Raw genomic sequence first — 25,790 nt, 5'->3', positions numbered from 1 at the left:
GCGCCCTTTAGCCCCGAGAGCTGAGCGGTCTATTAATTGCTCATCACCCGGTCAACGAGGTTTGCCAATTGTGCCAGACCCTCATAGCGCAGCTTTGACGTATTGTTCTTCGGATCGGCCGGGCCATAACCACGCTCGAAACCGAGCTTGGCGGCTTCGCGCATGCGCACGTTTCCGTGAGCCACCGGCCGCACTTCGCCGGCAAGGCTGACTTCTCCCAGCCAGACGCTGCGATCCGGCAGCGGCTTGTCGGCCAAGGCACTGACGAGGGCCGCAGCGACTGCCAGATCGGCAGCCGGGTCGGACAAGCGGTAACCGCCAGCGACGTTGAGATACACTTCCGCGGAACTGAACGACAGCCCGCAACGCGACTCCAGCACCGCCAGCAGCATCGCCAAGCGGCCGCTATCCCACCCGACCACGGCCCGGCGCGGGGTCGCCCCGGATTGAAGTCTGACGATGAGCGCCTGTATCTCTATCAGGACAGGACGTGTTCCTTCCATGGCCGGGAAGACGGCGCTTCCGGCCATCGGCTGTTCGCGGCCGGAAAGGAAGAGCATCGAAGGGTTTTCGACCTCTTCCAGCCCTTCCCCTTCCATCGAGAATACGCCGATTTCGTCCACCGCGCCGAACCGGTTCTTGAGCGCCCGCAAGATGCGATACTGATGGCTGCGCTCCCCTTCGAAGCTCATGACCACATCGACCATATGCTCCAGCACGCGCGGCCCGGCGATGTTGCCATCCTTGGTCACATGACCGACCAGCACCAGCGCGACACCGTTTTCCTTGGCATAGCGGATCAGTTCGAACGCGCATCCGCGGACCTGGCTGACCGTCCCCGGCGCACCCTCGATTGTGTCGGAATGCATGGTCTGGATAGAATCGATGACCAGGAATTTGGGTGTTTCCATCTGCCCTAAAGTGGTCAGGATGTCCCGAACGCCAGTCGCCGCAGCGAGCTTTACTGGAGCGTCCGACAAACCGAGCCGCGCCGCCCGCATTCGGACCTGACCCGAGGCTTCCTCGCCGCTGACGTATGCAACGCTGTGCCCGTCGCGGGCGACCTTGGCTGCCGCCTGAAGCAGCAGGGTTGATTTGCCGATGCCTGGATCCCCGCCCATCAGGATCGCGCTGCCCGGAACAAGCCCTCCGCCCAGGGCACGGTCGAATTCGGCGAGGCCGGTCTTCTGGCGAATGGGCATTTCGCCCGGCTTGTCCAGGTCGACGAATTCTACTGCCCTGCCCCCGCTCGACAGATCATGCTTGAGCGAGAACACCGTCGCGGGTGCATCCTCGACCAGCGTGTTCCATTCGGCGCAATCGGCGCACTGACCCTGCCACCGGTGGGAAACCGATCCGCAAGCCTGACAGATATAACGTTTTTTTGGCTTGGCCATGGCGCTTCAACTAACAGAACATTACCGGAACGCAATTGCTTTCCGGCGTGGTCCTGTGCACAAGCGATGGCGATGCGGCAAAAGGAACTCAGGATCGCGCTCGTCTGTTATGGCGGCGTCAGTCTGGCAGTCTACATGCATGGCGTTACGCGTGAGCTGTGGCAGCTTGCCCGCGCCAGTCGGGATTTTCATGCCTCCACAGGTCAGCGCGGCGGAGTGCATGAGGTCTATCAGGATCTGTTGCGTCATATCGAGGCTGAAGACGCGCTGCGGCTGCGCATCATCCCCGATATCATGAGCGGCGCGAGTGCGGGGGGCATCAATGCCATCTTCCTCGCCCAAGCGATCTATTCCGGCCAAAGCCTCGAGCCGCTGACCGATCTTTGGCTGGAGATGGCCGATGTCGACCGCCTCACCGATCCGGATGCGAAGCTGCGCTGGAGAGGCGGGAAATTCTGGGCGCAGCCGCTTGCGTCCTGGCTTCTGAACCGGCCGGGCAATGAAATTTCCACTGAGGTCGCACCCGAAACCCGTGATGAGGTGAGGCGTAAGGTTTCTCATCTGATCAGGGGGCGCTGGTTCGAGCCTCCCTTTTCGGGAATCGGGTTCTCCCGCCTGCTGGAGCAGGCGTTTTCGGCCATGGCCAACTCGGAGATAGAGGCTCCGCTACTTCCGCCGAACCATCCGCTCGATCTCTTCGTCACTGCGACAGACTTTTATGGCTATCTCGAACTGCTGCGGCTCCATAGCCCCGAAGTGGTCGAGGACACAGAGCACAGATTGCCAATCTCGATTCGGCGCAAGACGCCCTCTGCCGGCGGACAGGATCTCGCCGATCCGCTCGAATTGGTCATGTCGGCGCGCGCTACTGCCAGCTTTCCGGGTGCTTTTCCTCCGCTGCGTCTGGAAGAAATCGATCGCCTTGCCGATGAGACTGGCCGATCCTGGCCGGGACGGGACGCATTTCTCGAAAGGATCATGCCCGTTCATGTGATGCATGGCGATACGGACAAGGTCTCGCTGATCGACGGATCGGTACTGGTAAACAAGCCGTTCGGCGGAGCTATGGCGGCTCTTCGCGGCCGACCTGCCCAGCGCGAGGTGGATCGGCGCTTCGTATATGTCGATCCGCGGCCCGACCGTTATTCGCATCGCACGGATATGCAAGCGGGCGAGGTCGGGTTCTTCTCGGCGATTTTCGGCTCGCTCTCGACCATTCCGCGCGAACAGCCCATCCGGGACAATCTGGAGCAACTCGAAGAACAAAGCCGCGAGGCGGAGCGACTGTCCCGCATCGTAGCGGCCCTGCGGCCAGACGTCGAAGGCGCGGTAGACCGCTTGTTCGGCCGCACGCTGTTTCTCGACCGCCCGACGGTGAAGCGGCTTAAGAACTGGCGGCAGAAGGCACAGGATGCCGCCGCCAATCAGGCCGGATACGCTTTTCACGCCTATGCGCAGGCGAAACTCAGCGGGATCGTATCGCGCATTGCTCGGCTGGTGTGGGAAGCGGCCCCGGCGCTCCACCTGCCTGACGCTGCGCCCATCGAAGCTGCGATCCGCAGGGAATTGGCCCAGCGCGGTTTGTCGAGTCTTTCGGCGCCTTCCGGCGGCGCCACTGCCGAAGCTATCACATTCCTGCGAGAACACGATATCGGCTTTCGTATTCGGCGGCTGCGGCTACTGGCGCGGCGACTTGCTCGTGACTGGGAGGCGGATCCGGAGATATCCGACGAGGCTCTGGAGGTGGGCCGGGACGCCATCTTCAAGATCATGGCGCTTTATTTCGAAAAAGAAGGGGCAGCCTCCCTCGGCGCCGATTTTGGCGAGGTAGCGCAGGACGTGCTGACCGATCCCGGCGCCGTACTGGACTTTATCGAACAGCGACGCCTTCTCATCGAAACCGACAGTCTGGCCGAAGGAATGCTGGCGGAAACTCTCGAACCCATGCCCGCCAATCTCAAGCGCCGGATGCTGTTCGCCTATCTGGGCTTTCCCTTTTACGATGTAGCGACCCTACCCTTGCTGCGAAACGAGGGCCTGACGGAATTCGATCCGGTCAAGGTCGACCGGATCAGTCCCGACGATGCGAAAAGCATTCGCGATGGCGGAACGCGCGCGACATTGCGCGGTGTGGAATTCTACAATTTCGGTGCCTTTTTCAGCCGTGCCTACCGCGAGAACGACTATCTGTGGGGGCGCCTGCACGGAGCGGAAAGGATGATCGATCTCGTCCTTTCGACTTCCGGCAAACACCAGGACGGTGACCACGCCCGGATATTCAAACGCCGCGCCTTCCTCGCCATATTGGACGAAGAAGACGCGGCGAAGCGTTGCGGTGCCAGACTGCTCGATCAGATCAGGAACGAGGTGAAGGAGCGCCTGGGAGGCTGATCACGCGCCGAAGGCAGTCTTGATCTTGTCGAAGAAGCCCTGGCTCTGCGGGCATTCATCGCCGGTTTCCAGGTCCTGAAATTGTTCGAGCAAAGAGCGTTGTTCCCGGGACAGCCTGGTTGGCGTTTCGACGGCAATCTCCACGACCATATCGCCTCGGCCCCGTCCTTGGAGAACCGGCATTCCTGCGCCTCGCTGGCGCAATTGCTTGCCCGACTGGATCCCTGCCGGGATTTCCAGCGTCAGCTCTTCACCGTCCAGACCGGGAATTTCGATTGATCCGCCGAGCGCCGCCTTGGTGAAGCTGATCGGGACGCGGGTAGCGAGCGTCGTACCCTCGCGCTGGAATATCTCGTGCGGCTTCACATGGACGAAAATATAGAGGTCACCAGCAGGAGCGCCTCGCGGTCCCGCTTCGCCCTTGCCGGACAAGCGAATACGCGTGCCGGTGTCCACCCCGGGCGGAATATCGACTTCGAGCTTTTGCGGAACGTCGATCCGTCCTTCGCCGCGACAGTCGCGGCATGGCGAAGTGATGACTTCGCCGGCACCGTGGCAATTGGGACATGGCCGCTCGACTACAAAAAAGCCCTGCTTTGCGCGGACATTGCCCTGCCCGCCGCAAAGATTGCAGGTCCTGGCATGGGTTCCGGGCTGCGCGCCCGATCCGTGGCAGGTGTCGCAGGACTTGCTCACCTCGATCTCGATCTCGGTGGATTTGCCGTGGAAGGCTTCTTCCAGCCCGATCTGCATGTCGTAACGCAAATCGGCTCCGCGCCGCGGACGTGCGCGGCCACCGGCCGCGCCGCCGAATGCAGACCCGAAAATCGTTTCGAATATATCGCCAATATCGCCGAAATCGGCGTTTGCGTGCCCCCCGCCGGGTCCGCCATTCTGGAACGCGGCATGGCCATACTGATCGTACGCCGCGCGTTTTTGCGGGTCCTTGAGGCAATCGTAGGCGACACTGATCGCCTTGAACTTGTTCTCGCTTTCCGTGCAGCCCGGATTCCGGTCCGGATGGTGCTTCATCGCGAGCTTGCGATAGGCGCTCTTGATGGTCGCGCCATCGGCATCACGGCTGACGCCAAGCACTTCGTAAAAATCGATTTCGGTAGCTGACATAACTTTCCCCGCCCTAAAACTTGCCCCCACCGGAGCTTGGCACCGGTGGGGGCATGGTTTTCATGAGGCGTCTCAGTTCTTCGCGTCTTCGTCGACTTCCGAGAATTCGGCATCGACGACTTCTTCTTCCGAGCCACCTTCGCTCCCGGCAGCTGCGCCATCGGTCGGAGCATCGGAAGCGGCATTTGCCTGTTCCTGCTCGTAGATCGACTGGCCCATCTTCATCGCGCTCTGCGACAGGTCCTGTGCTTTGGCGTTGATGTCATCGGCATCGTCGCCTTCCAGAGCGGTCTTCAAAGCCGCGACCTTTTCTTCAACTTCGCTCTTCAGCGAAGCGTCGATCTTGTCGCCATGCTCTTCCAGCTGCTTTTCGGTCGCATGGACGAGGCTGTCGGCCTGATTGCGGGCTTCGGCGCTTTCGCGGCGCTTCTTGTCCTCGTCGGCAAACTTTTCCGCGTCCTGCACCATCTGGTCGATATCGCTATCGGACAGACCGCCCGATGCCTGGATACGGATCTGCTGTTCCTTTCCAGTACCCTTGTCCTTGGCCGACACATTCACGATGCCGTTGGCGTCGATGTCGAAGGTGACTTCGATCTGCGGCACACCGCGCGGTGCGGGCGGAATGCCAACCAGGTCGAATTGGCCGAGCATCTTGTTGTCCGCCGCCATTTCCCGTTCACCCTGGAACACGCGGATGGTCACCGCCTGCTGATTGTCCTCGGCAGTCGAATAGGTCTGGCTCTTCTTGGTCGGGATGGTCGTGTTGCGATCGATCATCTTGGTCATGATGCCGCCAAGGGTTTCAATACCCAGCGAAAGCGGAGTCACGTCGAGCAGCAGCACGTCCTTGACGTCGCCCTGCAGAACACCGGCCTGAATGGCAGCACCCATGGCCACGACTTCATCGGGGTTCACGCCGGTGTGTGGCTTCTTCCCGAAGAATTCTTCTACGACTTCGCGCACTTTGGGCATGCGGGTCATACCGCCGACGAGGATGACCTCGTCGACACCGCCCTTGTCGATGCCGGCGTCTGCCAGAGCTTTCTTGCAGGGCTCCAACGTGCGCTTGATCAGGTCGCCGACCATCTTTTCGAGGTCCGAACGACTGATGGTTTCGACGAGGTGGAGAGGAGTGGACGAGCCACCTTCCATGCGCGCGGTGATGAAGGGCAGATTCACCTCGGTGGTCTGCGCCGAGCTCAGCTCGATCTTCGCCTTTTCCGCGGCTTCCTTGAGGCGCTGCAGAGCGAGCTTGTCGCTCTTCAGGTCCATGTTTTCCTTCTTCTTGAACTGCTCGGCGAGATACTCGACGATTGCGCTGTCGAAGTCTTCACCGCCCAGGAAGGTATCGCCGTTGGTCGACTTCACTTCGAACACGCCGTCACCGATCTCGAGGATCGAGACGTCAAAAGTACCGCCGCCAAGGTCGTAAACGGCGATGGTCTTGCCGTCGTCCTTGTCGAGGCCGTATGCCAGCGCAGCAGCGGTCGGCTCGTTGATGATACGCTCGACCTCGAGGCCCGCGATCTTGCCGGCATCCTTGGTCGCCTGACGCTGGGCGTCGTTGAAGTAGGCCGGGACGGTAATGACCGCCTTTTCGACCTTCTCCCCGAGATATTCCTCGGCGGTTTCCTTCATCTTCTGAAGGATGAAAGCGGAAATCTGTGACGGGCTGTAATTGTCGCCGCCAGCTTCGACCCAGGCATCGCCGTTCGAACCCTTGACGATGTCATAGGGGACCAGTTCCATGTCCTTCTTGGTCATGGGATCATCAAACCGCCGTCCGATCAGGCGCTTGATCGCGAACAGCGTATTGTCGGGATTGGTTACTGCCTGACGCTTGGCAGGCTGGCCGATCAGTCGTTCACCATCCTTGGTAAAAGCGACGATCGAAGGCGTCGTGCGTGCGCCTTCGGAATTCTCGATGACCTTGGGCTTGCCGCCGTCCATCACGGCGATGCAGCTGTTGGTGGTGCCAAGGTCGATACCGATAACTTTACTCATGGTTTCCCCATCTGTTTCAAATCGTTGGACGCCGCACAGCTGGATTCCCAGTTCTGGCGAAACCGGTCGGCGGCTCGAATAAAGACGTGTATTACCGGGGCGATATAGGAGCGCTTTTCCTTGGCACAAGGGATGCGCTCAGCTAGTTTTTCAGAGCAAATCACCGAAGGATTATCCATGAAAACGAGCCGCCCCGTCCTCGCCTTCCTGCTTCTGGCAGCCGTGCCGCTGGCCGCTTGTTCGAGCGGTGAAGAGCCCGCGCAGGAAGCGGAGAGCGACGCCTTGCCGCTTGAAGTCACCAATGCCCGATTGGTGCTGCCACCCGTGTCGGGCAACCCTGCTGCCGTCTATTTCGACGTCGCCAATCAAGGTGAAAGAAACATCGCAATCCGCGCCGTATCTGTGGAAGGGGCGCAGAATGCCGAGCTGCATGGCTCGATGGAAATGGATGGCAAGATGATGATGGACAGTGTGGGGCAGGTACTTGTTGAGGCCGGCTCGACGACCAGCCTGGAATCCGGTGGCTATCACGTAATGGCTTTCGATCTCGACCCCTCGCTCGCGGCCGGGGCCTCCACCATGATGACACTCACCATCGTCGGCGGAGACACTATGACCGTTCCGGTTGAGATCCGCGCAGCCGGAGAAGATCGCTGAACGAATGGCGCGACAGCCTTGGCGTCCAAAGCCATGACAACCCCGTCTCGCCGCAATGTGTCGCCGGCGGGGAGCGCCCTCTCACAGCAGGAGAAATCGAGCTGGCGCGAAGTGTGTTCGGCAATGCTATCGATTATTCGAGAGTGACGATCAGGCGCCGTAAGTGGTTTCCCTTTCAGCCTCGCCGCGTCACGATGGCCCCCCGCGGGCACCTGCATTTTCACCCAATGTCAGAGAATTACTGCGACGATTTTTCAACGGTCGGCATCATCCGGCAGGGATTGCTGATTCACGAATTGACCCATGTGTGGCAAACCCAGACGAAGGGTGAATGGTACCTGGTAACGCACCGCATGCCGTGGGCACGCTACGATTATTCGCTGAAGCCTGGCTGGTCGCTGGACCGCTATGGGATCGAGCAACAGGCGGAAATCGTGAAGCACGCCTTCTGGCTTCGCAACGGCGTCAGATTGGCTGGTGCCGGCCCGGTCGAGGCTTATGATCTGTTGGTCAATTTCGCCGCCACCTGACCACAGCCGAGAAAAAGGCCGCCGGATCAACGGCGGCCTTTTCGATCCAATCAGTTCCAGTAACGCGCGTAGCGATCATCATACCTGCAGTCATCGTCGACATAGCGGCCGTCGCCATAATAGCCGTCGCAGCTATCATTCTTGTCGGTCGCATAACCGACCACACCGCCGATTGCCGCCCCTGCGAGCGCGTAGGTCTCGATATCGCCATCGGTCAGAGCGGCAAGTCCCGCACCCAGAGCTGCACCGGCACCGGCCCCTTCAACCGCGTAATTCTGCGCGCATGCGCCAAGGCTGAGTGTGGAAAGAGCGAGCGCGGGAGCGATCAAGATTTTGCTTTTCATGGCATTCCTCCGTCGTGAGCATTGTCGCGAAAATACGGAGCAATTAGCCAAGCGTTCCCGATCAGTCGTAAGTAACGCCGGGCAATCCCTGCCCGCCATCAGCAATGAATGCGTCGATCCGATCCTCGAGAGCGGGCAAGGGAACGGAGCCCAGCGACAGGACCACATCGTGAAATTTGCGAATATCGAACTGCTCTCCCAAGGCCTCTTCCGCCTTGGCCCGCACCCGTCGAATGGTCATCTCGCCGAGCTTGTAGGCGAGTGCTTGTCCCGGCCAGCTTATATAACGGTCGATCTCGGTCCCGACCTCGCGATCCGACAGGGCGGTGTGGCTTGAAAGATAGTCGACCGCCTGCTCTCGCGACCACCCATAATGGTGAATGCCGGTGTCGATCACCAGCCGTGCAGCGCGCCACATCTCGTAGGATAGCTGCCCGAAGCGTTCGTAGGGTGTGCGGTATACGCCCATCTCGTTGCCGAGATATTCGGTATAGAGGCCCCACCCCTCCCCGAAGCCCGAGAAATAGGTCTGCCGGCGAAAACGCGGCGCGTCCTCGCGCTCTAGAGCGATCGCAGCCTGGAAGGAATGACCCGGCGCGCATTCATGCATGGTAAGAGCCGGGATATTGTAGGTTGGCCGCGAAGGCAGGTCGTGCGTGTTGATCTGGCAATATTCCAGCCCGCCGCGCCCAGCGGTGTAGAAAGGCGCTATGGCCGGGTCCACCGGGCGAATCCCGAAGCGATAGCGTGGAAGAAAACCGAAATAATCGCCGAGCTTATCGTCGACGCGCTTTGCGGTATAGGCGGAAACGCCCATCAGTTCATCAGGCGTGCGGGCGACGAATTGAGGGTCGGTTCGCAGAAAGGTGATGAACTCGGCAAGCGTGCCATCGAAGCCCGCGTCCTGCTTGGCTTTCTCCATCTCGGCGGTAATCCGCGCGACTTCTTCCAGACCGATTTTGTGGATCTGTTCGGCAGTAAGGTCGAGCGTGGTGTACTGTCGTATCTGCTGCGCGTAATAGGCCTCTCCGTCAGGAAACTCACTGGCGCCCAATGTCGTGCGCGTTTGCGGCAGGTACGTCTGCCGGAAGAATGCTAGCAGTTCGCTATAGGCCGGTGTCACCTGGCTCGAAATCGCGTCCCTCCCGGCGTCACGCAGGCGCGCCTTGTCTTCTTCCGAAAAGCGATCCGGGATTTGCGCGAAGGGCGCCCAGAAGGGACTGTCTTCTGGGTCTTCAGTGACGAACGCCTCGATGGACACGTCACGCCCCTCCAGGGTTACTCTTGGCACGCTGAAACCTCGCTCCAGGCCCGCTGTGGCGTTGGCGATATGCTCGTCGAACAGGCGGGGAAGATCGCGCAGCCGCCCGATATAATTCTCGTAGTCCTCGACAGTAGCCAGACCGCCGCGAGGCGCCAGATAGGACCAGAAATTGCTATCGCTGTCGAAGGGCATTTCCCATTCTGCGAAACGCGCGTCGCCTATCTCGTTCTCAAGCAGCGTCCGAAGTACCAGGGCATTGGTCCGGGCTTCCGGCGACAGCGCTTCAGCATCCACCGTCTGAAGGCGGTTCAGGATATCCGCATAACGCTCAGCCTTCGCGCGCTGGCTTTCCGGGGTCACCGACCAGAACCTATCGCCAAGCTCGGTTTGCCCGCTCTCCGTTTCGGTCAGGCCATTGGCAGCCAGGCCGTAATCGTAATATTCATCGGCAAGGCTCATCACCTGCTCATCGGCGGTTTCCTGCGCGGCAAGCGGGGTAGTAAAAGCAGACGCGGCGAGGGCCGCACTCACAAGAAGGGCGACCCTCATCGGTTTTTCTCCAAGAATATCAGGGGAGGTCGAATAATCAGTCGGGCTTCTTCGCCACACCGACCATGGCGGGGCGCAGCAGGCGATCCTTGATCATGTAGCCAGGCTGCATTTCCTGAACGATGGTACCTGCCTCGACTTCATCGGTCGGGATTTCCATCATCGCCTGGTGCTGATTGGGATCGAGGGGCATGCCCTTCGCGGCAATCCGCGTGATGCCGTTCTGGGTGAAAACCTTGTCCAACTCGCGCTTGGTCGCCTCGATGCCAGCGACGAAGCCCTTGATCTTGTCATCCTCCCGCAGCTCCGTGGGAACAGCATCCAGCGCGCGGGCTAGATTGTCCGCCACGCTCAGCACGTCGCGGGCGAAGCCCGCCGCCGCATAGTTGCGGGCGTCCTGGACGTCTTTCTCCATCCGCCTGCGCACATTCTGCGTTTCGGCACGGGCGTAAAGCACTTCCTGCTTGGCATTTTCAAGATCGCCGCGAAGACTCGCAAGAGCGTCGTCCAGCGCCTCATCAGCCGCTTCGGCTTCATCGGCCTCGTCGCCTTCGCGCAGATGCTCGGGCACACCTTCCATCTCGCGCGCCACTTCCTCGTCGACCGCTTCGTTCTGCGGTTCGTTATTCGTATTGTCAGTCACTTGAAAAACCCTGTCAGCCTATGCGTTTGCCCAAGGAACGGGCCGTGAAATCCACCATGGGGACGACTCGCGCGTAATTCAACCGAGTCGGACCGATGACGCCCAATACACCGACCACCTTGCCTTCCCGATCCCGGTAAGGCGAAGCGATGACGGAAGAACCGGACAATGAGAACAGGCGGTTCTCGCTTCCGATGAATATCCGCATGGCTTCGGCTTCTCTGGCGCTTTCGAGCAGCGAAGAAACCGACTGCTTGTTTTCCAGGTCTTCGAGCAGCGAGCGGACCCGCTCGATGTCGGACAGGGCATTGTCGTCGAGCAGGTTGGCTTGCCCGCGAACGATCAATACCGGGCGGTTCGAGGCATCCTCGGTCCAGACGGCAATGCCGCTTTCCACAAGGCTTCTGCTCGCTTCGTCCAGAGCGCTTCGGCCACTGGCGACCTCACGCTCGATAAGCTGAGCTGCTTCGGCCAGCGTCCTGCCGGCGACCTTCGCGGTCAGATAATTGCTCGCTTGTTCTAGTGAAGTACCCAGCGCTTCGCCGGGAACGGTGAGGATACGGTTTTCGATGTGTCCATCTTCGCCTACGAGCACCGCCAGCACACGGTTCGCATCCAGCGCCGTCAGGGACACCTGGCTCAGTCGAGGCTCCCTGCGGGGCACCATGACCATCCCCGCGGCTCCCGACAGATCTGACAACAGAGCGCTCGTCCGCTCCAGCGCGCGCTCGATCGGACCGGGCTCGGAGATGCGCTGCTCGATCGCTACACGTTCCTCAGCGGTTGGCTCGGCCACCTGCATCATCGCATCGACGAAGAGGCGCAGCCCGCTGTCGGTAGGCATCCGACCCGCGCTCGTATGCGGCGCTGCGAGGAGACCGCGCTGCTCAAGTTCCGCGAGAACCGACCGGATCGAAGCGGGCGAAAGATTGACCCCACCCTCACCCGCCAGCGCCTTGGAACCGACCGGCGAGCCGCTTTCCAGATAGCCTTCGACCACGAGCCTGAAGATGGCACGGGCGCGATCGGACAAGTCGGTAAGCGGGGGAGCGTTCATGGAGGCAGGGTAGCCGCAGCCGTCGACAATCTCAATTTCCTATCGCGCCAAGCTTGTCGAAGTGCGGTACTTTCTTCTAGCGGGAAGCCAGATACATCACACCAACCCTCCCCCACCCGGACTCGCGGCGGCGGAAGGTTACAGGAGAATACGATGCGACCTTCAGGACGTGCGCCCGATGAAATGCGCGCCATCACGATCGAAACCGGATATACAAAACATGCTGAAGGAAGCTGCCTGATCGGCTTCGGCGAAACCAAGGTGCTGTGCACAGCGAGCGTTGAGGAACGCATTCCGCCGTGGCTTCGCGGCAAGGGCGAAGGCTGGGTCACCGGCGAATATTCGATGCTTCCCCGGGCCACTCACACACGCGGTCAGCGCGAAGCTGCGAAAGGCAAGCAGAGTGGCCGAACTCAAGAAATTCAGAGGCTTATCGGGCGTTCTTTGCGTGCGGTGGTAGACTTGAAAAAGCTCGGTGAGCGCCAGATCACACTAGATTGCGATGTCATCCAGGCAGATGGTGGCACGCGCACAGCGTCGATCTCCGGCGCATGGATCGCTCTGCGCCTGGCCATCGACGGATTGATGAAGTCGGGAGATATCGTCGAGGACCCGATCACTGCGAAGGTGGCGGCCGTTTCCTGCGGCATCTACAAGGGCACTCCCGTGCTCGACCTCGACTATCCCGAAGACAGTTCGGCGGATGCCGATGCCAACTTCGTTCTCATCGAAGGCGGCAAGATCGCCGAAGCGCAGGCCACTGCCGAGGGTGCGCCATATGACGAGGAAGCGTTCCTCCGCCTGCTGCGGCTTGCGCAGATGGGATGCGCGGATATCTTCAAGGCGCAGGACGAGGCCACTCGTAAATGACACGCCGGATCGGTTCAGGCAGCCTGGTGATCGCCACGCATAATGCTGGCAAGCTGAAGGAAATCTCCGCCCTTCTTGCTCCTCACGGGGTGAAGTGCATTTCCGCCGGCTCTCTCGGCCTGCCCGAACCGCCGGAAACAGGCACCACCTTCATCCAGAATGCCCTGATCAAGGCGCGCGCTGCTGCAGAAGCATCCGGCTTGCCGGCCCTTGCTGACGACAGCGGCCTTTCGGTGGATGCGCTCGACGGGCGTCCCGGCGTCTACACCGCCGATTGGGCGGAGCGCCAGCATTTCGAGGGCGCCCCGGGCCGAGACTGGTATATGGCTATGGGCAAGGTTGAAGGCATGCTGCAGGAAAGAGGTCCGGATACCGACCGTTCCTGCGCCTTTCACTGCGTGCTCGCCATCGCCTGGCCCGATGGGGAAACGGCAGTGTACGAAGGAAGCGCGCCGGGCACGCTAACCTGGCCGCCGAAGGGCGAACTGGGCTTCGGTTATGATCCGGTCTTCATCCCGGAGGGACGCGATCAGACCTTCGCGGAAATAGCGCCAGAGGAAAAGCATGCCATAAGCCACCGGGCCGATGCCTTTGCGAAACTGGTGTCGGAGCAGTTTGGCGATTGATCGCTAAAAGGCGCGCTTGCCGATGACATTTCCTGGCGGAGCGTAACGGCAGACGAGCCAGTCACGTCCCAGGCCCGTGGCAATACCGCAGCCGAAGCGCGTCGTGTCGCGCCAGACGATCTGGGTGTAATGCCCGACATCCTGCCAATTTCCTGTGGTGCTGACGTTGGGAAATGCGTCATCGCGGAAATATCGTTTTTCCGAAATCCAGGCGTTCGCCATCTGGTCGTAAGAGAAAGCCGACGCGGTCCCAGCCCATAAGTTTTCCCCCTGCCCCGGACGGTCACCGCCGGGGCTGTGCTGAAACATGCCAGTTCGCGCCAGCTCTTCTGCGTAGGCCAGCGCCGCACGATTGAGATCTTCGTCGAGTTCAAGTGCATTAACCTTCACTTCCGCCCTTGCCGCATTGTGCATGGCCAACATCCTGGTCAGCATCTCTTCCTGCCGCGCATCGAGACCGCCTCCGGATGAAGGAGGCGGCGTCGGCGTGGGAGAGGGCGTCGGCGAAGGTGCTGGCGTGGGCGACGGAGCGGGAGAAGGAGCAGGCGCCGCCCCGCCCCCACCAGAAGCCACGGGAGGTGTTGCCTCACCCCCTCCGCAACTGGCGAGTATGGCGGTCGTTGCAAGCAGCATGATGGTGGTTAATCGCATGGATGTGCTCTGGCCAATCTGTGCTAAGGAAAACTGAAAATTCAAATGATGGGATATTGCTCATTGTCTTTTACGGACTGCGTGATCTTTCACTGACATGATCACCATTCCGTGGCACATGTCACCGTGAGTGCGGTAATTGTCAGCACCATGAACTCAACCCCGTCCATCGCAGCGCTTCATGCAAAGCGCTGCTTAATTCTAGATGAAGGCAAGGCTTGGCTCGTTCGCTTTATATTCATTGGCCCTTCTGCCTAGCCAAATGTCCTTATTGCGACTTCAATAGCCATGTGCGCGAGCGGACCGATACCGGGGCCTGGAAAACGGCTCTGCTGGCAGACATGCGGGCCGAACATGCTGCCAGCAAATCGCGGGCGCCTCTCGAAAGCATATTTTTCGGAGGCGGAACGCCCTCGCTGATGCCCCCGGCTTTGGTGGCTGACCTGCTCGGTGAGGCCGAACGCCTCTGGGGTTTTGCATCCGGAATCGAGATCACGCTCGAAGGCAATCCGTCCTCGGTAGAAGCCGATAATTTCGCCGATCTGTCGCGCGCTGGGATCAATCGCGTCTCTCTCGGCGTGCAGAGCCTGCGGCCCGAAGTGCTGCAATTCCTCGGCCGGTTGCATGGCGTCGAGGAAGCGCTGGCGGCGGTCGAGACTGCACAAAAGCATTTCAGCCGAGTGTCGATCGACCTTATCTATGCCCGCCCTGATCAGAGCGCAGAGGAGTGGCAGCAGGAATTGACCGAAGCGTTGGCGCTCGGGACCTCCCACATGTCGCTGTACCAGCTCACCATCGAACCGGCGACGCGGTTCGCCACCGATGTGCGCCTTGGGCGTTTCAATCCTTTGCAAGACGATCCCGCCGCCGATCTGTTCGCCCTCACGAGGGAAATGACGGAAGCTGCTGGCATTCCCGCCTATGAGATCAGCAATCACGCCCGACCCGGTGAAGAAAGCCGTCACAACCTGACCTATTGGCGATATCGGGACTATCACGGCATCGGTCCGGGCGCCCATGGCCGACGAGGCGGCGTTGCGACGATGCGGCACAGGAAACCCGAAAATTTTCTCGCTGCGGTAAGGGCGCAAGGCGACGGGATTTCCGAACACCGCGTCCTGAACAAGCGTGAGTCGGCATCGGAGGCGCTGCTGATGGGTCTGCGCCTGAGAGAGGGAATCGGGCTTGCGGAAATGAGCAACCGTTTCGGCATCGCGCCGGGCGAGATGATCGATGGGAAGAAATTCGCGTTTTACCGCGACATTGGTATGCTTTGGGAAGAGGGCGAACGGATCGGCGTGACAGGTGAGGGCATGCCGTTGCTTGACGCATTGCTCGCCGAGCTTGTCCGAGATGAATTGGTCGAGACTTGAGCCAGCAGGACATCCTTGGTGCTTGGCACAATCATCTCGCGCTTGGGCTGAGGCGATCGCCCCATACCGTCCGCGCCTACCACAAGGCTGCCCAAAGGCTGCTCATCGCTTTCGATCTTTCTCATTTCGACCAGATATCCGCGGTGTCTTCCGGCCAGTTGCGGCAGCATTTGGCGGCGCGGCGAGCGGACGGTCTTTCAAATGCGTCTGCAGCCAGAGAGTTGTCGGCGCTCAAGGCTTTCCTTTCCTTTTCCCGAGCGCAAGTGGGGCACGAAAATGCGGAGCCTCCGCGGATGCGAGGGCCGCGAATAAAGAAGGGCCTGCCCCGCCCCGTCTCACCTGATGATGCCGTCGGCCTTGCTGAAACAGTCGAAGAACTCGCCGCACAAGACTGGGTCGGATGCCGTGACCGCGCCGTGCTCCTTCTTCTGTATGGAGCAGGTCTGCGCATTTCGGAGGCGCTGGGGCTGAAGGGGAGCGACCTCCCGCTGGGGCAAACGCTGACGCTGATGGGCAAGGGCGGGAAGCAGCGCGTGGTACCGCTCCTTCCCGCAGTTCGCGCGGCAGTTGATGATTACGTCGATCAATGCCCCTGGCCCATCGGGAAGGATGACCCCCTGTTCCGCGGCGTCAAAGGCGGCGCCCTCACTCAGGGCATCGTCCAGAAAGCCACCGCCAAGGCTCGCCGCGTGATGGGCCTGCCGGACACGGCAACACCGCATGCCTTGCGGCACAGCTTCGCCACGCACCTCCTTGGTGCGGGCACGGATCTGCGTAGCCTTCAGGAATTGCTCGGCCACGCGAGTTTGGGCTCCACGCAGATTTACACGAAGGTGGATGCCGCGTCGCTGCTGGATACTTATCGCAGCGCGCATCCCCGCGAGCGCGACTAGGCTCTATCTTCCGAAGGTTTCCATTTGATCACGCGATAGACATACCACGCGATACCGAGCGCTATGAAAGCGCCCACTGCCCAGCTGGCGTAAGTCTCATATTGGGAAATCACGCCCGACAAAGCGCTGCCGCCCCATATCAGCGCGCCGTTCCAGATCAGCGAGCCTAGAAAAGTAAATAGGAGAAAGCGCCACAGCTTCATCTTCGCGAGGCCGGCCGGCAACGAGATAATCGTGCGCAAGAAGGGCGAAAAGCGCAGGAAGAAGACGATCCAGTCCCCGTTCCGGCGAAACAGCTGGCGCGCCTGTTCGAACTCGCTCCATTCGAACGTAAGCCACCTCCCGTGCTTTCCGATGAAGCGCCTGAGGTCTGGTTCCTTCCATCTGCGGCCCAGCCAGTACCAGAAGTAATTGCCCGCGACCGTGCCCAGCGTGCCGATCAGAAGCAGAGGGACAAACGCCATCTGTTCGCGGGCGACGAGAACTCCGCCGTAACCCATGATGATTTCGGATGGCATGGGCGGGAAGATGTTTTCAAGCGCCATCAGCAGGAAGATGCCGATGTAGCCCCCCTTGGCGATCGCGTTGATGATCAGACTGTTCACGCCGACATGAACGCGCAGGCCGCGCTATTGGTCCGCATGGCGGCGCTCTATCGCATCCCAGATCCGCGCTGCTGTATCGGTGCCGTTGAACTTGTCGATGGCGACGATGCCGGTGGGAGAGGTGACGTTGATCTCGGTAAGCCACTTGCCGCCGATCACGTCGATGCCCACGAAAACCAGGCCCCGCCGCTTGAGTTCAGGCCCCATCGCGGCGCAGATTTCCTCCTCGCGCGCGGTCAGTGTAGCCGCCTCCGCGTGGCCGCCCTGCGCCAAATTGGAACGGAACTCACCTTCGCCCGGGAAGCGATTGATTGCACCGGCAAATTCACCGTCGACGAGGACGATCCGCTTGTCTCCTTCGGACACTTCGGGAAGGAATGGCTGCAGCATATGCGGTTCGGGCCAGGTCTTGTCGAACACCTCGCTCAGCGCCGAGAGATTTGTGCCATGGGCATCGAGCCGGAAAATCGCCTTGCCGCCATTCCCGTGGAGCGGCTTCACCACGATTGAGCCATGTTGGCGCTGAAATGCTTTCAGATCGTCGAGGTGCCGCGCGATCATCGTCGGAGGCATGAAGCGCGCGAAATCCAGCACGAACATCTTCTCGGGCGCATTCACCACTTCGCGCGGATCGTTCATCACCAGCGTCGTGCCCTTGAGGCGATCGAGCAGGAAAGCGGCACTGATATAGCCCAGATGAAACGGGGGATCCTGCCGCATCAGAACGACATCGATGTCTTTCGCAAGGTCGATCCGGCGTCTTTCGCCAGCGGTGTAGTGATCGCCCTCCACCGGCTTCACGGTGACCGGCGCCGCATGGGCCGTGATCTTGCCCGCGGGCGAAACATCGCTTTCCCACGCCAGGCTGGAAACATCGTAATGCCAGACCTCATGTCCGCGATCCTGGGCGGACAGCATCAGCGCAAAGCTGCTGTCTCCTGCGATCTTGATGGATTCGAGAGGGTCCATCTGGACGGCGACACGTAGGGTCATTCTATACTCCGATCGTCTGCGACGGCGGCGCGGCTATGGCTGCCACGCGTTGGCGATGTGGCGAGGGAAGGTGCCCGGTGCAAGCAGGATCACATCAATACGGATATCCTCGCCATCTTGCGCGTAGCGATGGGCCACGGCATCGCAGGCGGCAGCCACGCGCGATAGCCTGCGTTCGTCGATCGCGTGGTCGAGCTCGTCCTTGCGTTTCCGCCACTTCACCTCGACAAAGGCGACGATCCGGCCACGGCGGGCGACAAGGTCGATCTCGCCAGCAGACGTCTTCACTCGGCGATCGAGTATCTGCCAGCCTTTGGCCCGCAGCCATAACGCCGCCTTTGCTTCTCCGGCCCTGCCACTGAACTCGGCCTGCTGCCGCTTCATTCAGACTTCATGGCCATCGCACGCGCATAGAGCGTCTTGCGATCCAGACCCGTCGCCTTCGAAACATGGGCTGCTGCTTGACTTGTCTTCATTGTCTCCAGCGCCGTTCGCAACATTGCATCGGCGTCGGCATCGCTCGGCACCTGCTCCTGCGGCGGCCCGACGAGCAGAACGATTTCGCCCTTGGGAGGGTTTGCATCGTAATAGGCCATCAGACCGTCGGACATACCGCGGCGGCATTCCTCGTGCAGCTTGGTCAATTCCCGCGCCACGGCCAGCTCGCGCTCGGGCATGACTTCGCCCAAAGCCTTGAGCGATTTGAGAAGGCGCGGCCCGGTCTCGTAAAAAACCAGCGTGGCATCGGTGGCGGCCAATTCTTGCAGCGTTTCGCGCCGCGCCTTTTCCTTTGCGGGCAGGAAACCGGCGAACAAGAAGCGGTCGTTGGGAAGGCCCGAAAGTGTCAGCCCCACCACGGCCGCGCAGGCTCCGGGAATGCTGGTGACCGGTATTCCCTCCAACCGACAGTCGTTGACGAGGCGAAATCCGGGATCCGAAATCATCGGAGTACCGGCATCGCTCACCAGGGCGACCGCGCGGTTCCGCATGGAGTCGACCAGCCGCCGCCGGTCTCTTTGCTCGCTGTGATCGTCATAGCGCCACATCGGCTTCGACAGGCCGAGGTGCTTGAGAAGCTTGCCGGTAATCCGCGTGTCCTCGCATGCGACACCGTCGCACCGTGACAGAATGTCAACGGCGCGCAGGGTGATATCGCCCAGATTGCCGATAGGGGTGGCAACGAGATAAAGACCGGGTGTAAGGCAGTCGGGAAGAGGCTGGGCATCGTCGCTCACCCTCCCCCCATGAACCAATTTCGAGGGACGCGGCAAGAATGAAGCGCGCATTTGTCACCCGGCGTAATGTAACAATGGCGGCCAGCGTCGTCCTGTTGTCGGCCTGTTCGATCATCCCGAAAGGCCCGGAGACGCCTTCGGCAGGTGTGCCCAGCCCCGCGCCCACCAGTTCCAGCCTGCCCCAGGATGATCTTCACCGCGTGGCATTGCTGGTGCCCCTGTCGGGGCAGAATGGCGATGTGGGTCAATCGATCGCCAATGCCACGACCATGGCGATCCTCGACACGGCGGCTGATAATCTGCGCATCACGACTTATGATACGGCCAAGGGACCGCAGGCTGCTGCCAGCCAGGCAATCGCCGATGGTAACAAGCTTATTCTGGGCCCGCTTCTTGGCAGTAATGTGGTTTCAGTCCGCGCCGAAGCGGCGCCGGCCAATGTGCCGATCATCAGCTTTTCCAACGATGCGACGGTTGCCGGTCCCGGCGTGTTCGTCATGGGACACATCCCCGAACAATCCATAAGTCGCAGCGTGGAATACGCCCGAGATACGGGAGCGCGGGATTTTGCCCTGCTCGCCCCCGATGGCGATTACGGAAACCGCGCCGAGGCGGCGCTTCGGTCCGCATTGGGCGAACATGGCGGGCAATTCGTAAACAGCGAACGCTATGCCAGCAGCAATACCTCGGTCGTCAGTGCGGGTGCGCGTCTCAAGCAACGCGGCGGCTTCGATACCGTTCTGATCGCCGATGGCGCCGAAGGGTCTATTCGCGGGGCACAGGCCGTCAAATCGGACGGCCTGCGCATTCTCGGCACGGAACGCTGGAGCGGTGACCGCGATCTGATGCGCTCGGCACCTTTGCGCGGCGCATTTTATTCGGCGGTGAGCGACGGTCGCTATGCCGGTTTCGTGCGCAGCTACCAGGAACGCTTCGGCGGCCAGCCTTATCGCATCGCCACTCTGGGTTACGATGCGGTGCTGCTCACTCTTCGTGCGGCCCGTGACTGGAAGACGGGGCGTCCCTTCCCCACCGATGTCCTTTTCCAGTCGGGTGGTTTCGACGGGATGGATGGCCCGTTCCGCTTCCAGCGCAACGGCGTGATCGAACGCGCTTTCGAAGTCCGCCGGGTGACGAATGGCGGCGTGGAAACGGTGTCGGCTGCTCCGAAAGGCTTCTGACAGGCGGATAACCTTGCCTGCCCGCTTGCCGGGAGCCTGTGGCGCGATATAGCCTGAAACCATGTCCGACGATCTGTTCGAAAACACCCCGACGTCCTCAGGCGATTACGACGCTTCCTCGATCGAAGTGCTCGAAGGGCTGGAGCCGGTCAGGCGTCGCCCGGGCATGTATATCGGCGGCACGGACGACCGCGCCCTGCATCATCTGGTTGCCGAAGTGCTCGACAACTCGATGGACGAGGCCGTGGCCGGTCATGCCAGTCGGATCGAAGTCAGGCTCGATGAAGGCAACCGTGTCACCATCGCGGACAACGGTCGCGGCATGCCCGTGGCAGAACATCCGAAATATCCCGGCAAGTCGACCCTGGAGGTGATCCTCACCACGCTTCACTCGGGCGGCAAGTTCTCCGGCAAGGCCTATGCCACGAGCGGCGGCCTGCACGGCGTGGGTGTCAGCGTGGTCAATGCGCTGTCCGATCATACGCGGGTCGAAGTGGCGCGCGACAAGACGCTCTATGCGCAGGAGTTTTCCAAGGGGGCACCCAAGGGACCGATCGAGGAACTGGGCCCGACACCCAATCGGCGTGGCACGACTGTCACTTTCGTCCCTGACACCGAGATATTCGGCGATCGGAAATTCAGCGCCAAACGCCTGTTCAAGCTCGCCCGGTCGAAAGCCTATCTCTTCGCGGGCGTGGAAATCCGCTGGAAATGTGCCGAAGGCCTGGCATCCGAAGATGTGCCGGCCGAAGCGGTCTTCAAGTTTCCGGGCGGCCTGGCTGATCATCTGGCCGAACAGCTCGGCGGGCGCGAATGCGTCACGGCGCAACCCTTTGCCGGTGAGCAGGAGTTCCCGGAGACGGACGGGCTGGAACAGGGCCGCGTGGAATGGGCCATTGCCTGGCCGCTCTATTCCGATGGGTCCACCAGCTGGTACTGCAACACGGTGCCCACCCCCGATGGCGGGACGCATGAACAGGGCCTTCGGGCAGCGCTCACCAAGGGACTGCGCGCATTCGGCGATCTCACCGGCACGAAAAAGGCCAAGGATCTCACGGCAGACGATATCATGGTCGGCGCGGAGGTGATGCTGAGCGTCTTCATCCGCGACCCCCAGTTCCAGAGCCAGACCAAGGATCGCCTCACTTCTCCCGAAGCCGCGCGGCTCGTGGAAAACGCGGTGCGCGACCATTTCGATCATTTCCTGTCCGACAATATGGATCGCGGCAAGGCGCTGCTGGGCCAGGTGATGGAGCGGATGGACGAGCGTCTGCGCCGCAAGCAGGAACGCGAGATCAAGCGCAAGACCGCCACCAATGCCAAGAAGCTGCGGCTGCCCGGCAAATTGACGGACTGCTCTGGCGAAGGCGACGGCGAGACCGAGCTTTTCATCGTCGAAGGCGACTCAGCAGGCGGCAGCGCCAAGCAGGCACGCAATCGCAAGACGCAGGCGATCCTGCCGATCCGCGGCAAGATCCTCAACGTCGCGAGCGCTACCGCCGACAAGATCCGGGCCAATAGCGAAATCGCCGATCTCACGCTGGCCATGGGATGTGGGACGCGCAAGGATTGCGACGCGGAAAACCTGCGCTACGACCGCATCATCATCATGACCGATGCCGATGTCGACGGCGCGCATATCGCGACGCTGCTGATGACGTTCTTTTTCCAGGAGATGCCCGACATCGTCCGCAAGGGTCATCTGTATCTCGCGCAGCCTCCGCTGTACCGCCTGACCGCCGGAAAGGAGAGCCGCTACGCCCGCGATGACGAGCATCGCAAGGAACTGGAAGAAACCGTCTTCAAGGGAAAGAAGGTCGATGTTGGCCGGTTCAAAGGTCTGGGCGAAATGAACCCTGCCCAGCTCCGGGAAACCACCATGGATCCCGATACGCGGAGCCTCATCCGCATCACGCTGCCGCAGGAATTCGAACAGCGCGCCGTGGTGAAAGAGCTGGTCGATCAGCTCATGGGCCGCAACCCCGAACATCGCTTCAACTTTATTCAGAACAATGCCGGTGAATTCGATCGCGACATGATCGATGCCTGATCGAGGCCGGCCGGACCCCAAGGAAGAAGACATCGTCTACGAAGATCGCAGGATTTCCCGCCCCGATGCTTCGTTGCCAGATTGGGAAAGTCCCGACACTGCGTATCGGCCCATCCCTATCGTCTGGTTTGCCGGCGCGCTCATTACGCAGGTCGTCGGTCAGGCTGCCATATTCCTCCTTTTCAGGCACTTGTGGGGATTTTCAGAGCTCGCAGTAATCGCCATCGCTTTCGCGGCGAGTATTCTGGTCTGGGAGGTCGGAATGAAACGCGGTCTTTCCACAGCTTCGCTCGCTTGGCGGGTGGCGACCTTTGCAATACTCGCTTTCTTCTTCGCGCTGACCGCATTACCGGTCCTCGCCTGATTCATCATTGGGCCTTCAATGCCAGACAAAGTCCGACAGCGTTACGAAAAGATCGGTCGCCGCAGAGTTCTTGCCCTGTTGGGCGTCGGCCTCGCCCTTCTCTTTATCGCGATTACCGCGGCAATCCTCACGATGGGATCGATCAGCAGGGATACTGACGCTGTGGAGCGCACCCTGCAGCGCCAGGCGAGTATCGACAGTCTGGCGACTTCGAACGAACAGATTTCTGCGGGGCGCCGAGGTTTTCTTCTTCAGCCAGACCCGGCCTTCACGCGCACCGTTAGGCAAGCCAGCAGCGATTTCGAAGGTGAACAGAAACGCCTGTCGGACCTGCTCGACTCGCGCGCGCAGAAGGACAGGCTCGAAGAAATTCGGAATTTGAATTCGGACAGAACCGTCATCATCGACAGGATGTTCGCGGATCCGAATAGAGCATTCCTCGATGCGCGCGGACTGGATTTCAACGTCGATAACGGGGTCCTGATCACGCAGGACATCCGCGAGATCGCGAAGGAAATGTCCGCATTCGAAGAGGCTGAGCTGGCACGGCGCAACCGGGCCCAGCTGCAGTCGCTCGTCCAATTCTACGTGGTCGGCGGGATCGCGTTTCTTTTGCTCATCGCCGTTCTGGTATCGGCGGTGATTGTAGTGCTGCGCTATAATCGCGATCTGGCCAAAGCGCAGGTCAGCCTGCGGGATGCCAATTTGGGTCTCGAGGAAGCGGTTCAGTCTCGCACCTCTGAATTGATGCGGGCCAATGAAGAGATCCAGCGGTTCGCTTATATCGTCAGCCACGATCTGCGCTCACCGCTGGTCAACGTACTCGGCTTCACTTCCGAACTGGATGAGGCCCGCAAGACCATCCACAGCCATCTGGCCGCTCTCTATGCGGAGAACCCGGACCTGCGGGACGAAGAGACCTGGCTCGCGGTGGATGAGGATCTGCCCGAGGCTCTGGGCTTCATCCGCACCTCGACCGAAAAGATGGACCGCCTGATCAATTCGATCCTCGAACTCTCGCGCCAAGGCCGCCGCAAACTGCAGCCCGAGGTGCTCGATATGGAAGAACTTACAGAAAATATCGTCGCCTCGCTGCACCAGCGCGCGGAAGATGCAGGCTCGGATATTCAGGTCCATTCCATACCCGATGTCGAAAGCGACCGGATCGCTGTAGAGCAGATTGTTCAGAACCTGATCGAAAACGCGATTAAGTATCTCAGTCCGCAGCGTCCCGGGGAAATCCGGGTTGAAGGCAGCTCAGCGGTTGGGACTGTGCGCGTCGATGTTATCGATAACGGACGCGGCATCGCGCCAGAGGATCATGAACGGATTTTCGAGCTTTTCCGGAGAGCTGGCACGCAGGATCAGGAAGGCGAAGGTCTGGGTCTCGCAAACGTACGCGCGCTAGCCTATCGCCTGGGTGGCACGATCGAAGTCGAATCCGAGCTTGACCAAGGCGCAAGGTTCAGGCTTTCACTTCCCGCAAAATTCGTTGCTCAAGAGGCAGTTACATGAATTCTCATCAATCTGTTGGTATCGTCATGATCGAAGACGATGCGGGCCATGCGCGGCTCATCGAAAAGAACATTCGCCGCGCCGGTATTTCCAATGACATCAAGCATTTTCTCGACGGTACCAGCGCGCTCGATTATCTCTTCAACGATGCGGGCGGCCCGTCGCACGGTGGCCCAGCACTCGTCTTGCTCGATCTCAATTTGCCGGACATGAGCGGCACCTCGATTCTCGAGAAGATAAAACAGGATGAAAAGTTGCATCGCACTCCGGTGGTGGTTTTGACGACGACCGACGATAAGGTGGAGATCCAACGCTGCTATGATCTAGGCTGCAATGTCTACATCACGAAGCCTGTCAATTACGAAAGTTTCGCCGACGCAATCCGGCAATTGGGATTGTTCCTGTCGGTTATCCAAGTTCCCTCGGCAGAAGAGCAATAGAACCGAAACAGATCCTTTACGTTGACGATGACGCCGGCTTACGCCGGCTCATTCAGCGCGCGCTCGGCAAACGCGGGTTTGTGGTCGATACCGCAGAAAGCGCCGATCAGGGCTTGGAATTGATCGAGGCCAAGCGCTACGATCTGATCGCGATCGACAATCATATGCCTGGCAAGAGCGGTCGGCAGATGCTCGACGATATCGTTGCGCAGGAAGGCCATCCAGCGGTCGTCTTCGTGACAGGTGACAGTGACACTGCGGTCGCGGTCGACGCCATTCACGCGGGCGCCTCGGACTTCGTCGTCAAGACCGTCGGCGACAGCTTTTTCGACCTCTTGGATAGCCGTTTTCGGCAAGCATTTTTAAGGGACAGGCTCGAGCGGGAAAAGCGCGAGGCCGAAGCCAATCTGCGCGAAGCGAACGAACGCCTCGAAATGCTGGTGCGCGAAGTGCATCACCGCGTCTCCAACTCGCTTCAGATGGTCCAGAGCTTCGTGGCGATGCAGGCGCACCAGACCGAAGAAGCCGCCGCAAAGGACGCACTTGCGGCGACACAGAACCGTATCAAGGCTATCGGCAAGGTCCACCAGAACCTCTACACTCGGGGCGATCTCACCACGATTGATCTCGACGAATATCTCGAAACACTCGTCGACGAATTCCGCGCCAACATGTCAGAGGGCGACACTGCCGTAGATCTGGTTTTCACTTCCCAGCACGTGGAAGTATCACCCGATGACGCGGTGAATGTGGGTGTGGTCGTCAACGAACTGGTCAGCAATGCAGCGAAATACGCCTTCACCCATAGTAAGGAAGGCACGGTCTCCGTCGATCTCAGCAAGCTGGAAGAAGGATATTGCATCACTGTAAGCGATGACGGTGCAGGCATTACCGAGGGTCAGTCACCTGAAGGAACCGGCTTGGGAATGAGGATCGTAGCCGCCATCACGAAGAGTCTTGGTACTCAGCTCGAGCGAATGGAGAGTAAGCGAGGGACTACGCACAGGTTCGTCGTTTCTCCGAAATAACC

26 protein-coding genes are annotated in these 25,790 nt (G+C 60.4%); 13 read left to right on the top strand and 13 right to left on the bottom strand.

Going from position 1 to position 25,790, the window contains the following annotated elements; all coding sequences use genetic code 11:
* Positions 1–32 precede the first annotated feature (32 nt).
* Entirely contained in the window at positions 33–1,397 is a 1,365-nt protein-coding gene (gene radA, locus K3175_RS01245; protein WP_221541558.1) for a DNA repair protein RadA, read from the bottom strand.
* 72 nt (positions 1,398–1,469) lie between these two features.
* Between radA and K3175_RS01240 the strand changes: the two genes are divergently transcribed.
* On the top strand, positions 1,470–3,788 hold the full coding sequence (locus K3175_RS01240) for a patatin-like protein (protein WP_221542310.1): 2,319 nt from the start codon (positions 1,470–1,472) through the stop codon (positions 3,786–3,788).
* On the opposite strand, the gene dnaJ is transcribed toward K3175_RS01240, so the two are convergent.
* The 3 genes from dnaJ to K3175_RS01225 form a co-directional block, all read right to left on the bottom strand.
* Positions 3,789–4,913 carry a molecular chaperone DnaJ gene (dnaJ, locus tag K3175_RS01235; RefSeq protein WP_221541557.1) on the bottom strand — a complete coding sequence of 375 codons (1,125 nt, stop codon included), beginning with the start codon at positions 4,911–4,913 and terminating at the stop codon, positions 3,789–3,791.
* Positions 4,914–4,985: 72 nt separating this feature from the next.
* Positions 4,986–6,920, bottom strand: coding sequence for a molecular chaperone DnaK (gene dnaK, locus K3175_RS01230; RefSeq protein ID WP_221541556.1), 1,935 nt, complete (start codon positions 6,918–6,920; stop codon positions 4,986–4,988).
* Complete coding sequence (locus K3175_RS01225; RefSeq protein WP_221541555.1) at positions 6,917–7,099, bottom strand: hypothetical protein; 183 nt, start codon at positions 7,097–7,099, stop codon at positions 6,917–6,919. The genes dnaK and K3175_RS01225 overlap by 4 nt, the downstream gene beginning before the upstream one ends.
* Between K3175_RS01225 and K3175_RS01220 the strand changes: the two genes are divergently transcribed.
* Complete coding sequence (locus K3175_RS01220) at positions 7,098–7,577, top strand: copper chaperone PCu(A)C (protein WP_247710612.1); 480 nt, start codon at positions 7,098–7,100, stop codon at positions 7,575–7,577. The genes K3175_RS01225 and K3175_RS01220 overlap by 2 nt on opposite strands.
* Positions 7,578–7,672: 95 nt before the next feature.
* Positions 7,673–8,107: a vgr related protein gene (locus tag K3175_RS01215; RefSeq protein ID WP_221542308.1), complete on the top strand. Its 435-nt coding sequence runs from the start codon at positions 7,673–7,675 to the stop codon at positions 8,105–8,107.
* 50 nt (positions 8,108–8,157) lie between these two features.
* On the opposite strand, the gene K3175_RS01210 is transcribed toward K3175_RS01215, so the two are convergent.
* The 4 genes from K3175_RS01210 to hrcA all read right to left on the bottom strand — a co-directional run bounded on the left by K3175_RS01210 (position 8,158) and on the right by hrcA (position 11,964).
* Positions 8,158–8,451, bottom strand: a complete 294-nt coding sequence (locus K3175_RS01210) for a glycine zipper domain-containing protein (protein ID WP_221541554.1) — start codon at positions 8,449–8,451, stop codon at positions 8,158–8,160.
* A 61-nt stretch (positions 8,452–8,512) separates the two neighbouring features.
* Positions 8,513–10,264 (bottom strand): DUF885 domain-containing protein, encoded by a 1,752-nt coding sequence (locus K3175_RS01205; protein ID WP_221541553.1) that lies wholly within the window; start codon positions 10,262–10,264, stop codon positions 8,513–8,515.
* Positions 10,265–10,301: 37 nt separating this feature from the next.
* Positions 10,302–10,907, bottom strand: a complete 606-nt coding sequence (gene grpE / locus K3175_RS01200) for a nucleotide exchange factor GrpE (RefSeq protein ID WP_221541552.1) — start codon at positions 10,905–10,907, stop codon at positions 10,302–10,304.
* A gap of 13 nt (positions 10,908–10,920) precedes the next feature.
* Positions 10,921–11,964, bottom strand: a complete 1,044-nt coding sequence (gene hrcA, locus K3175_RS01195) for a heat-inducible transcriptional repressor HrcA (protein ID WP_221541551.1) — start codon at positions 11,962–11,964, stop codon at positions 10,921–10,923.
* Positions 11,965–12,117: 153 nt separating this feature from the next.
* On the opposite strand from hrcA, the gene rph reads away from it, so the two are divergent.
* Positions 12,118–12,834, top strand: coding sequence for a ribonuclease PH (gene rph / locus K3175_RS01190; RefSeq protein WP_221541550.1), 717 nt, complete (start codon positions 12,118–12,120; stop codon positions 12,832–12,834).
* A complete protein-coding gene (gene rdgB, locus K3175_RS01185) occupies positions 12,831–13,460 on the top strand; it encodes an RdgB/HAM1 family non-canonical purine NTP pyrophosphatase (RefSeq protein WP_221541549.1) in 630 nt (209 codons plus the stop codon). Before rph ends, rdgB begins: the two co-directional genes overlap by 4 nt.
* A 3-nt stretch (positions 13,461–13,463) precedes the next feature.
* Here rdgB and K3175_RS01180 read toward each other — a convergent pair whose 3' ends face one another.
* A complete protein-coding gene (locus K3175_RS01180; RefSeq protein ID WP_345719291.1) occupies positions 13,464–14,033 on the bottom strand; it encodes a CAP domain-containing protein in 570 nt (189 codons plus the stop codon).
* 296 nt (positions 14,034–14,329) lie between these two features.
* Here K3175_RS01180 and hemW point away from each other — a divergent pair, with 296 nt between their 5' ends.
* Both hemW and K3175_RS01170 read left to right on the top strand, forming a co-directional pair.
* A complete protein-coding gene (gene hemW, locus K3175_RS01175; protein WP_221541548.1) occupies positions 14,330–15,484 on the top strand; it encodes a radical SAM family heme chaperone HemW in 1,155 nt (384 codons plus the stop codon).
* Positions 15,481–16,377: a tyrosine recombinase XerC gene (locus tag K3175_RS01170; protein WP_221541547.1), complete on the top strand. Its 897-nt coding sequence runs from the start codon at positions 15,481–15,483 to the stop codon at positions 16,375–16,377. Before hemW ends, K3175_RS01170 begins: the two co-directional genes overlap by 4 nt.
* Here K3175_RS01170 and K3175_RS01165 read toward each other — a convergent pair.
* From K3175_RS01165 to rsmI, 4 genes are read right to left on the bottom strand one after another with little or no spacing between them, the layout of a single operon-like run.
* The gene (locus tag K3175_RS01165) at positions 16,374–16,982 is read right to left on the bottom strand and encodes a DedA family protein (RefSeq protein ID WP_221541546.1); all 609 of its coding nucleotides are present in this window, start codon (positions 16,980–16,982) and stop codon (positions 16,374–16,376) included. The two genes, K3175_RS01170 and K3175_RS01165, sit on opposite strands and share 4 nt — an antisense overlap.
* Positions 16,983–17,006: 24 nt before the next feature.
* The gene (gene gshB / locus K3175_RS01160; protein WP_221541545.1) at positions 17,007–17,975 is read right to left on the bottom strand and encodes a glutathione synthase; all 969 of its coding nucleotides are present in this window, start codon (positions 17,973–17,975) and stop codon (positions 17,007–17,009) included.
* A 33-nt stretch (positions 17,976–18,008) separates the two neighbouring features.
* Positions 18,009–18,359 carry a YraN family protein gene (locus K3175_RS01155; RefSeq protein ID WP_221541544.1) on the bottom strand — a complete coding sequence of 117 codons (351 nt, stop codon included), beginning with the start codon at positions 18,357–18,359 and terminating at the stop codon, positions 18,009–18,011.
* Positions 18,356–19,210 (bottom strand): 16S rRNA (cytidine(1402)-2'-O)-methyltransferase, encoded by an 855-nt coding sequence (rsmI, locus tag K3175_RS01150; protein WP_345719289.1) that lies wholly within the window; start codon positions 19,208–19,210, stop codon positions 18,356–18,358. The genes K3175_RS01155 and rsmI overlap by 4 nt, the downstream gene beginning before the upstream one ends.
* Positions 19,211–19,248: 38 nt before the next feature.
* On the opposite strand from rsmI, the gene K3175_RS01145 reads away from it, so the two are divergent.
* The 6 genes from K3175_RS01145 (at position 19,249) to K3175_RS01120 (ending at position 25,788) form a co-directional block, all read left to right on the top strand.
* Positions 19,249–20,391: a penicillin-binding protein activator gene (locus K3175_RS01145; RefSeq protein WP_221541542.1), complete on the top strand. Its 1,143-nt coding sequence runs from the start codon at positions 19,249–19,251 to the stop codon at positions 20,389–20,391.
* A gap of 61 nt (positions 20,392–20,452) precedes the next feature.
* Entirely contained in the window at positions 20,453–22,441 is a 1,989-nt protein-coding gene (gene parE, locus K3175_RS01140; RefSeq protein WP_221541541.1) for a DNA topoisomerase IV subunit B, read from the top strand.
* Positions 22,434–22,805, top strand: coding sequence for a hypothetical protein (locus K3175_RS01135; protein WP_221541540.1), 372 nt, complete (start codon positions 22,434–22,436; stop codon positions 22,803–22,805). The genes parE and K3175_RS01135 overlap by 8 nt, the downstream gene beginning before the upstream one ends.
* Positions 22,806–22,823: 18 nt before the next feature.
* On the top strand, positions 22,824–24,320 hold the full coding sequence (locus K3175_RS01130) for a sensor histidine kinase (RefSeq protein WP_221541539.1): 1,497 nt from the start codon (positions 22,824–22,826) through the stop codon (positions 24,318–24,320).
* Positions 24,317–24,760 carry a response regulator gene (locus tag K3175_RS01125; protein ID WP_221541538.1) on the top strand — a complete coding sequence of 148 codons (444 nt, stop codon included), beginning with the start codon at positions 24,317–24,319 and terminating at the stop codon, positions 24,758–24,760. The genes K3175_RS01130 and K3175_RS01125 overlap by 4 nt, the downstream gene beginning before the upstream one ends.
* Positions 24,649–25,788, top strand: a complete 1,140-nt coding sequence (locus tag K3175_RS01120; RefSeq protein WP_247710673.1) for a sensor histidine kinase — start codon at positions 24,649–24,651, stop codon at positions 25,786–25,788. Before K3175_RS01125 ends, K3175_RS01120 begins: the two co-directional genes overlap by 112 nt.
* Positions 25,789–25,790 lie beyond the last annotated feature (2 nt).

It is taken from the genome of Qipengyuania aestuarii (genome assembly GCF_019711535.1).
Taxonomy (GTDB): Bacteria; Pseudomonadota; Alphaproteobacteria; order Sphingomonadales; family Sphingomonadaceae; genus Qipengyuania; species Qipengyuania aestuarii.
The sequence above is the reverse complement of the archived record's forward strand: the minus strand, read 5'-3'. Positions and strand labels throughout refer to the sequence as shown.

Bases quoted from the DNA above. Each gene is read 5' to 3' on its own strand.
- parE (WP_221541541.1), top strand. From the start codon at position 20,453: ATGTCCGACGATCTGTTCGAAAACACCCCGACGTCCTCAGGCGATTAC.
- K3175_RS01240 (WP_221542310.1), top strand. From the start codon at position 1,470: ATGCGGCAAAAGGAACTCAGGATCGCGCTCGTCTGTTATGGCGGCGTC.
- gshB (WP_221541545.1), bottom strand. From the start codon at position 17,975: ATGACCCTACGTGTCGCCGTCCAGATGGACCCTCTCGAATCCATCAAG.
- K3175_RS01220 (WP_247710612.1), top strand. From the start codon at position 7,098: ATGAAAACGAGCCGCCCCGTCCTCGCCTTCCTGCTTCTGGCAGCCGTG.
- K3175_RS01225 (WP_221541555.1), bottom strand. From the start codon at position 7,099: ATGGATAATCCTTCGGTGATTTGCTCTGAAAAACTAGCTGAGCGCATC.
- radA (WP_221541558.1), bottom strand. From the start codon at position 1,397: ATGGCCAAGCCAAAAAAACGTTATATCTGTCAGGCTTGCGGATCGGTT.
- K3175_RS01205 (WP_221541553.1), bottom strand. From the start codon at position 10,264: ATGAGGGTCGCCCTTCTTGTGAGTGCGGCCCTCGCCGCGTCTGCTTTT.
- K3175_RS01135 (WP_221541540.1), top strand. From the start codon at position 22,434: ATGCCTGATCGAGGCCGGCCGGACCCCAAGGAAGAAGACATCGTCTAC.
- dnaJ (WP_221541557.1), bottom strand. From the start codon at position 4,913: ATGTCAGCTACCGAAATCGATTTTTACGAAGTGCTTGGCGTCAGCCGT.
- rph (WP_221541550.1), top strand. From the start codon at position 12,118: ATGCGACCTTCAGGACGTGCGCCCGATGAAATGCGCGCCATCACGATC.
- K3175_RS01125 (WP_221541538.1), top strand. From the start codon at position 24,317: ATGAATTCTCATCAATCTGTTGGTATCGTCATGATCGAAGACGATGCG.
- rdgB (WP_221541549.1), top strand. From the start codon at position 12,831: ATGACACGCCGGATCGGTTCAGGCAGCCTGGTGATCGCCACGCATAAT.
- hrcA (WP_221541551.1), bottom strand. From the start codon at position 11,964: ATGAACGCTCCCCCGCTTACCGACTTGTCCGATCGCGCCCGTGCCATC.
- dnaK (WP_221541556.1), bottom strand. From the start codon at position 6,920: ATGAGTAAAGTTATCGGTATCGACCTTGGCACCACCAACAGCTGCATC.
- K3175_RS01145 (WP_221541542.1), top strand. From the start codon at position 19,249: ATGAAGCGCGCATTTGTCACCCGGCGTAATGTAACAATGGCGGCCAGC.
- K3175_RS01155 (WP_221541544.1), bottom strand. From the start codon at position 18,359: ATGAAGCGGCAGCAGGCCGAGTTCAGTGGCAGGGCCGGAGAAGCAAAG.
- K3175_RS01210 (WP_221541554.1), bottom strand. From the start codon at position 8,451: ATGAAAAGCAAAATCTTGATCGCTCCCGCGCTCGCTCTTTCCACACTC.
- K3175_RS01130 (WP_221541539.1), top strand. From the start codon at position 22,824: ATGCCAGACAAAGTCCGACAGCGTTACGAAAAGATCGGTCGCCGCAGA.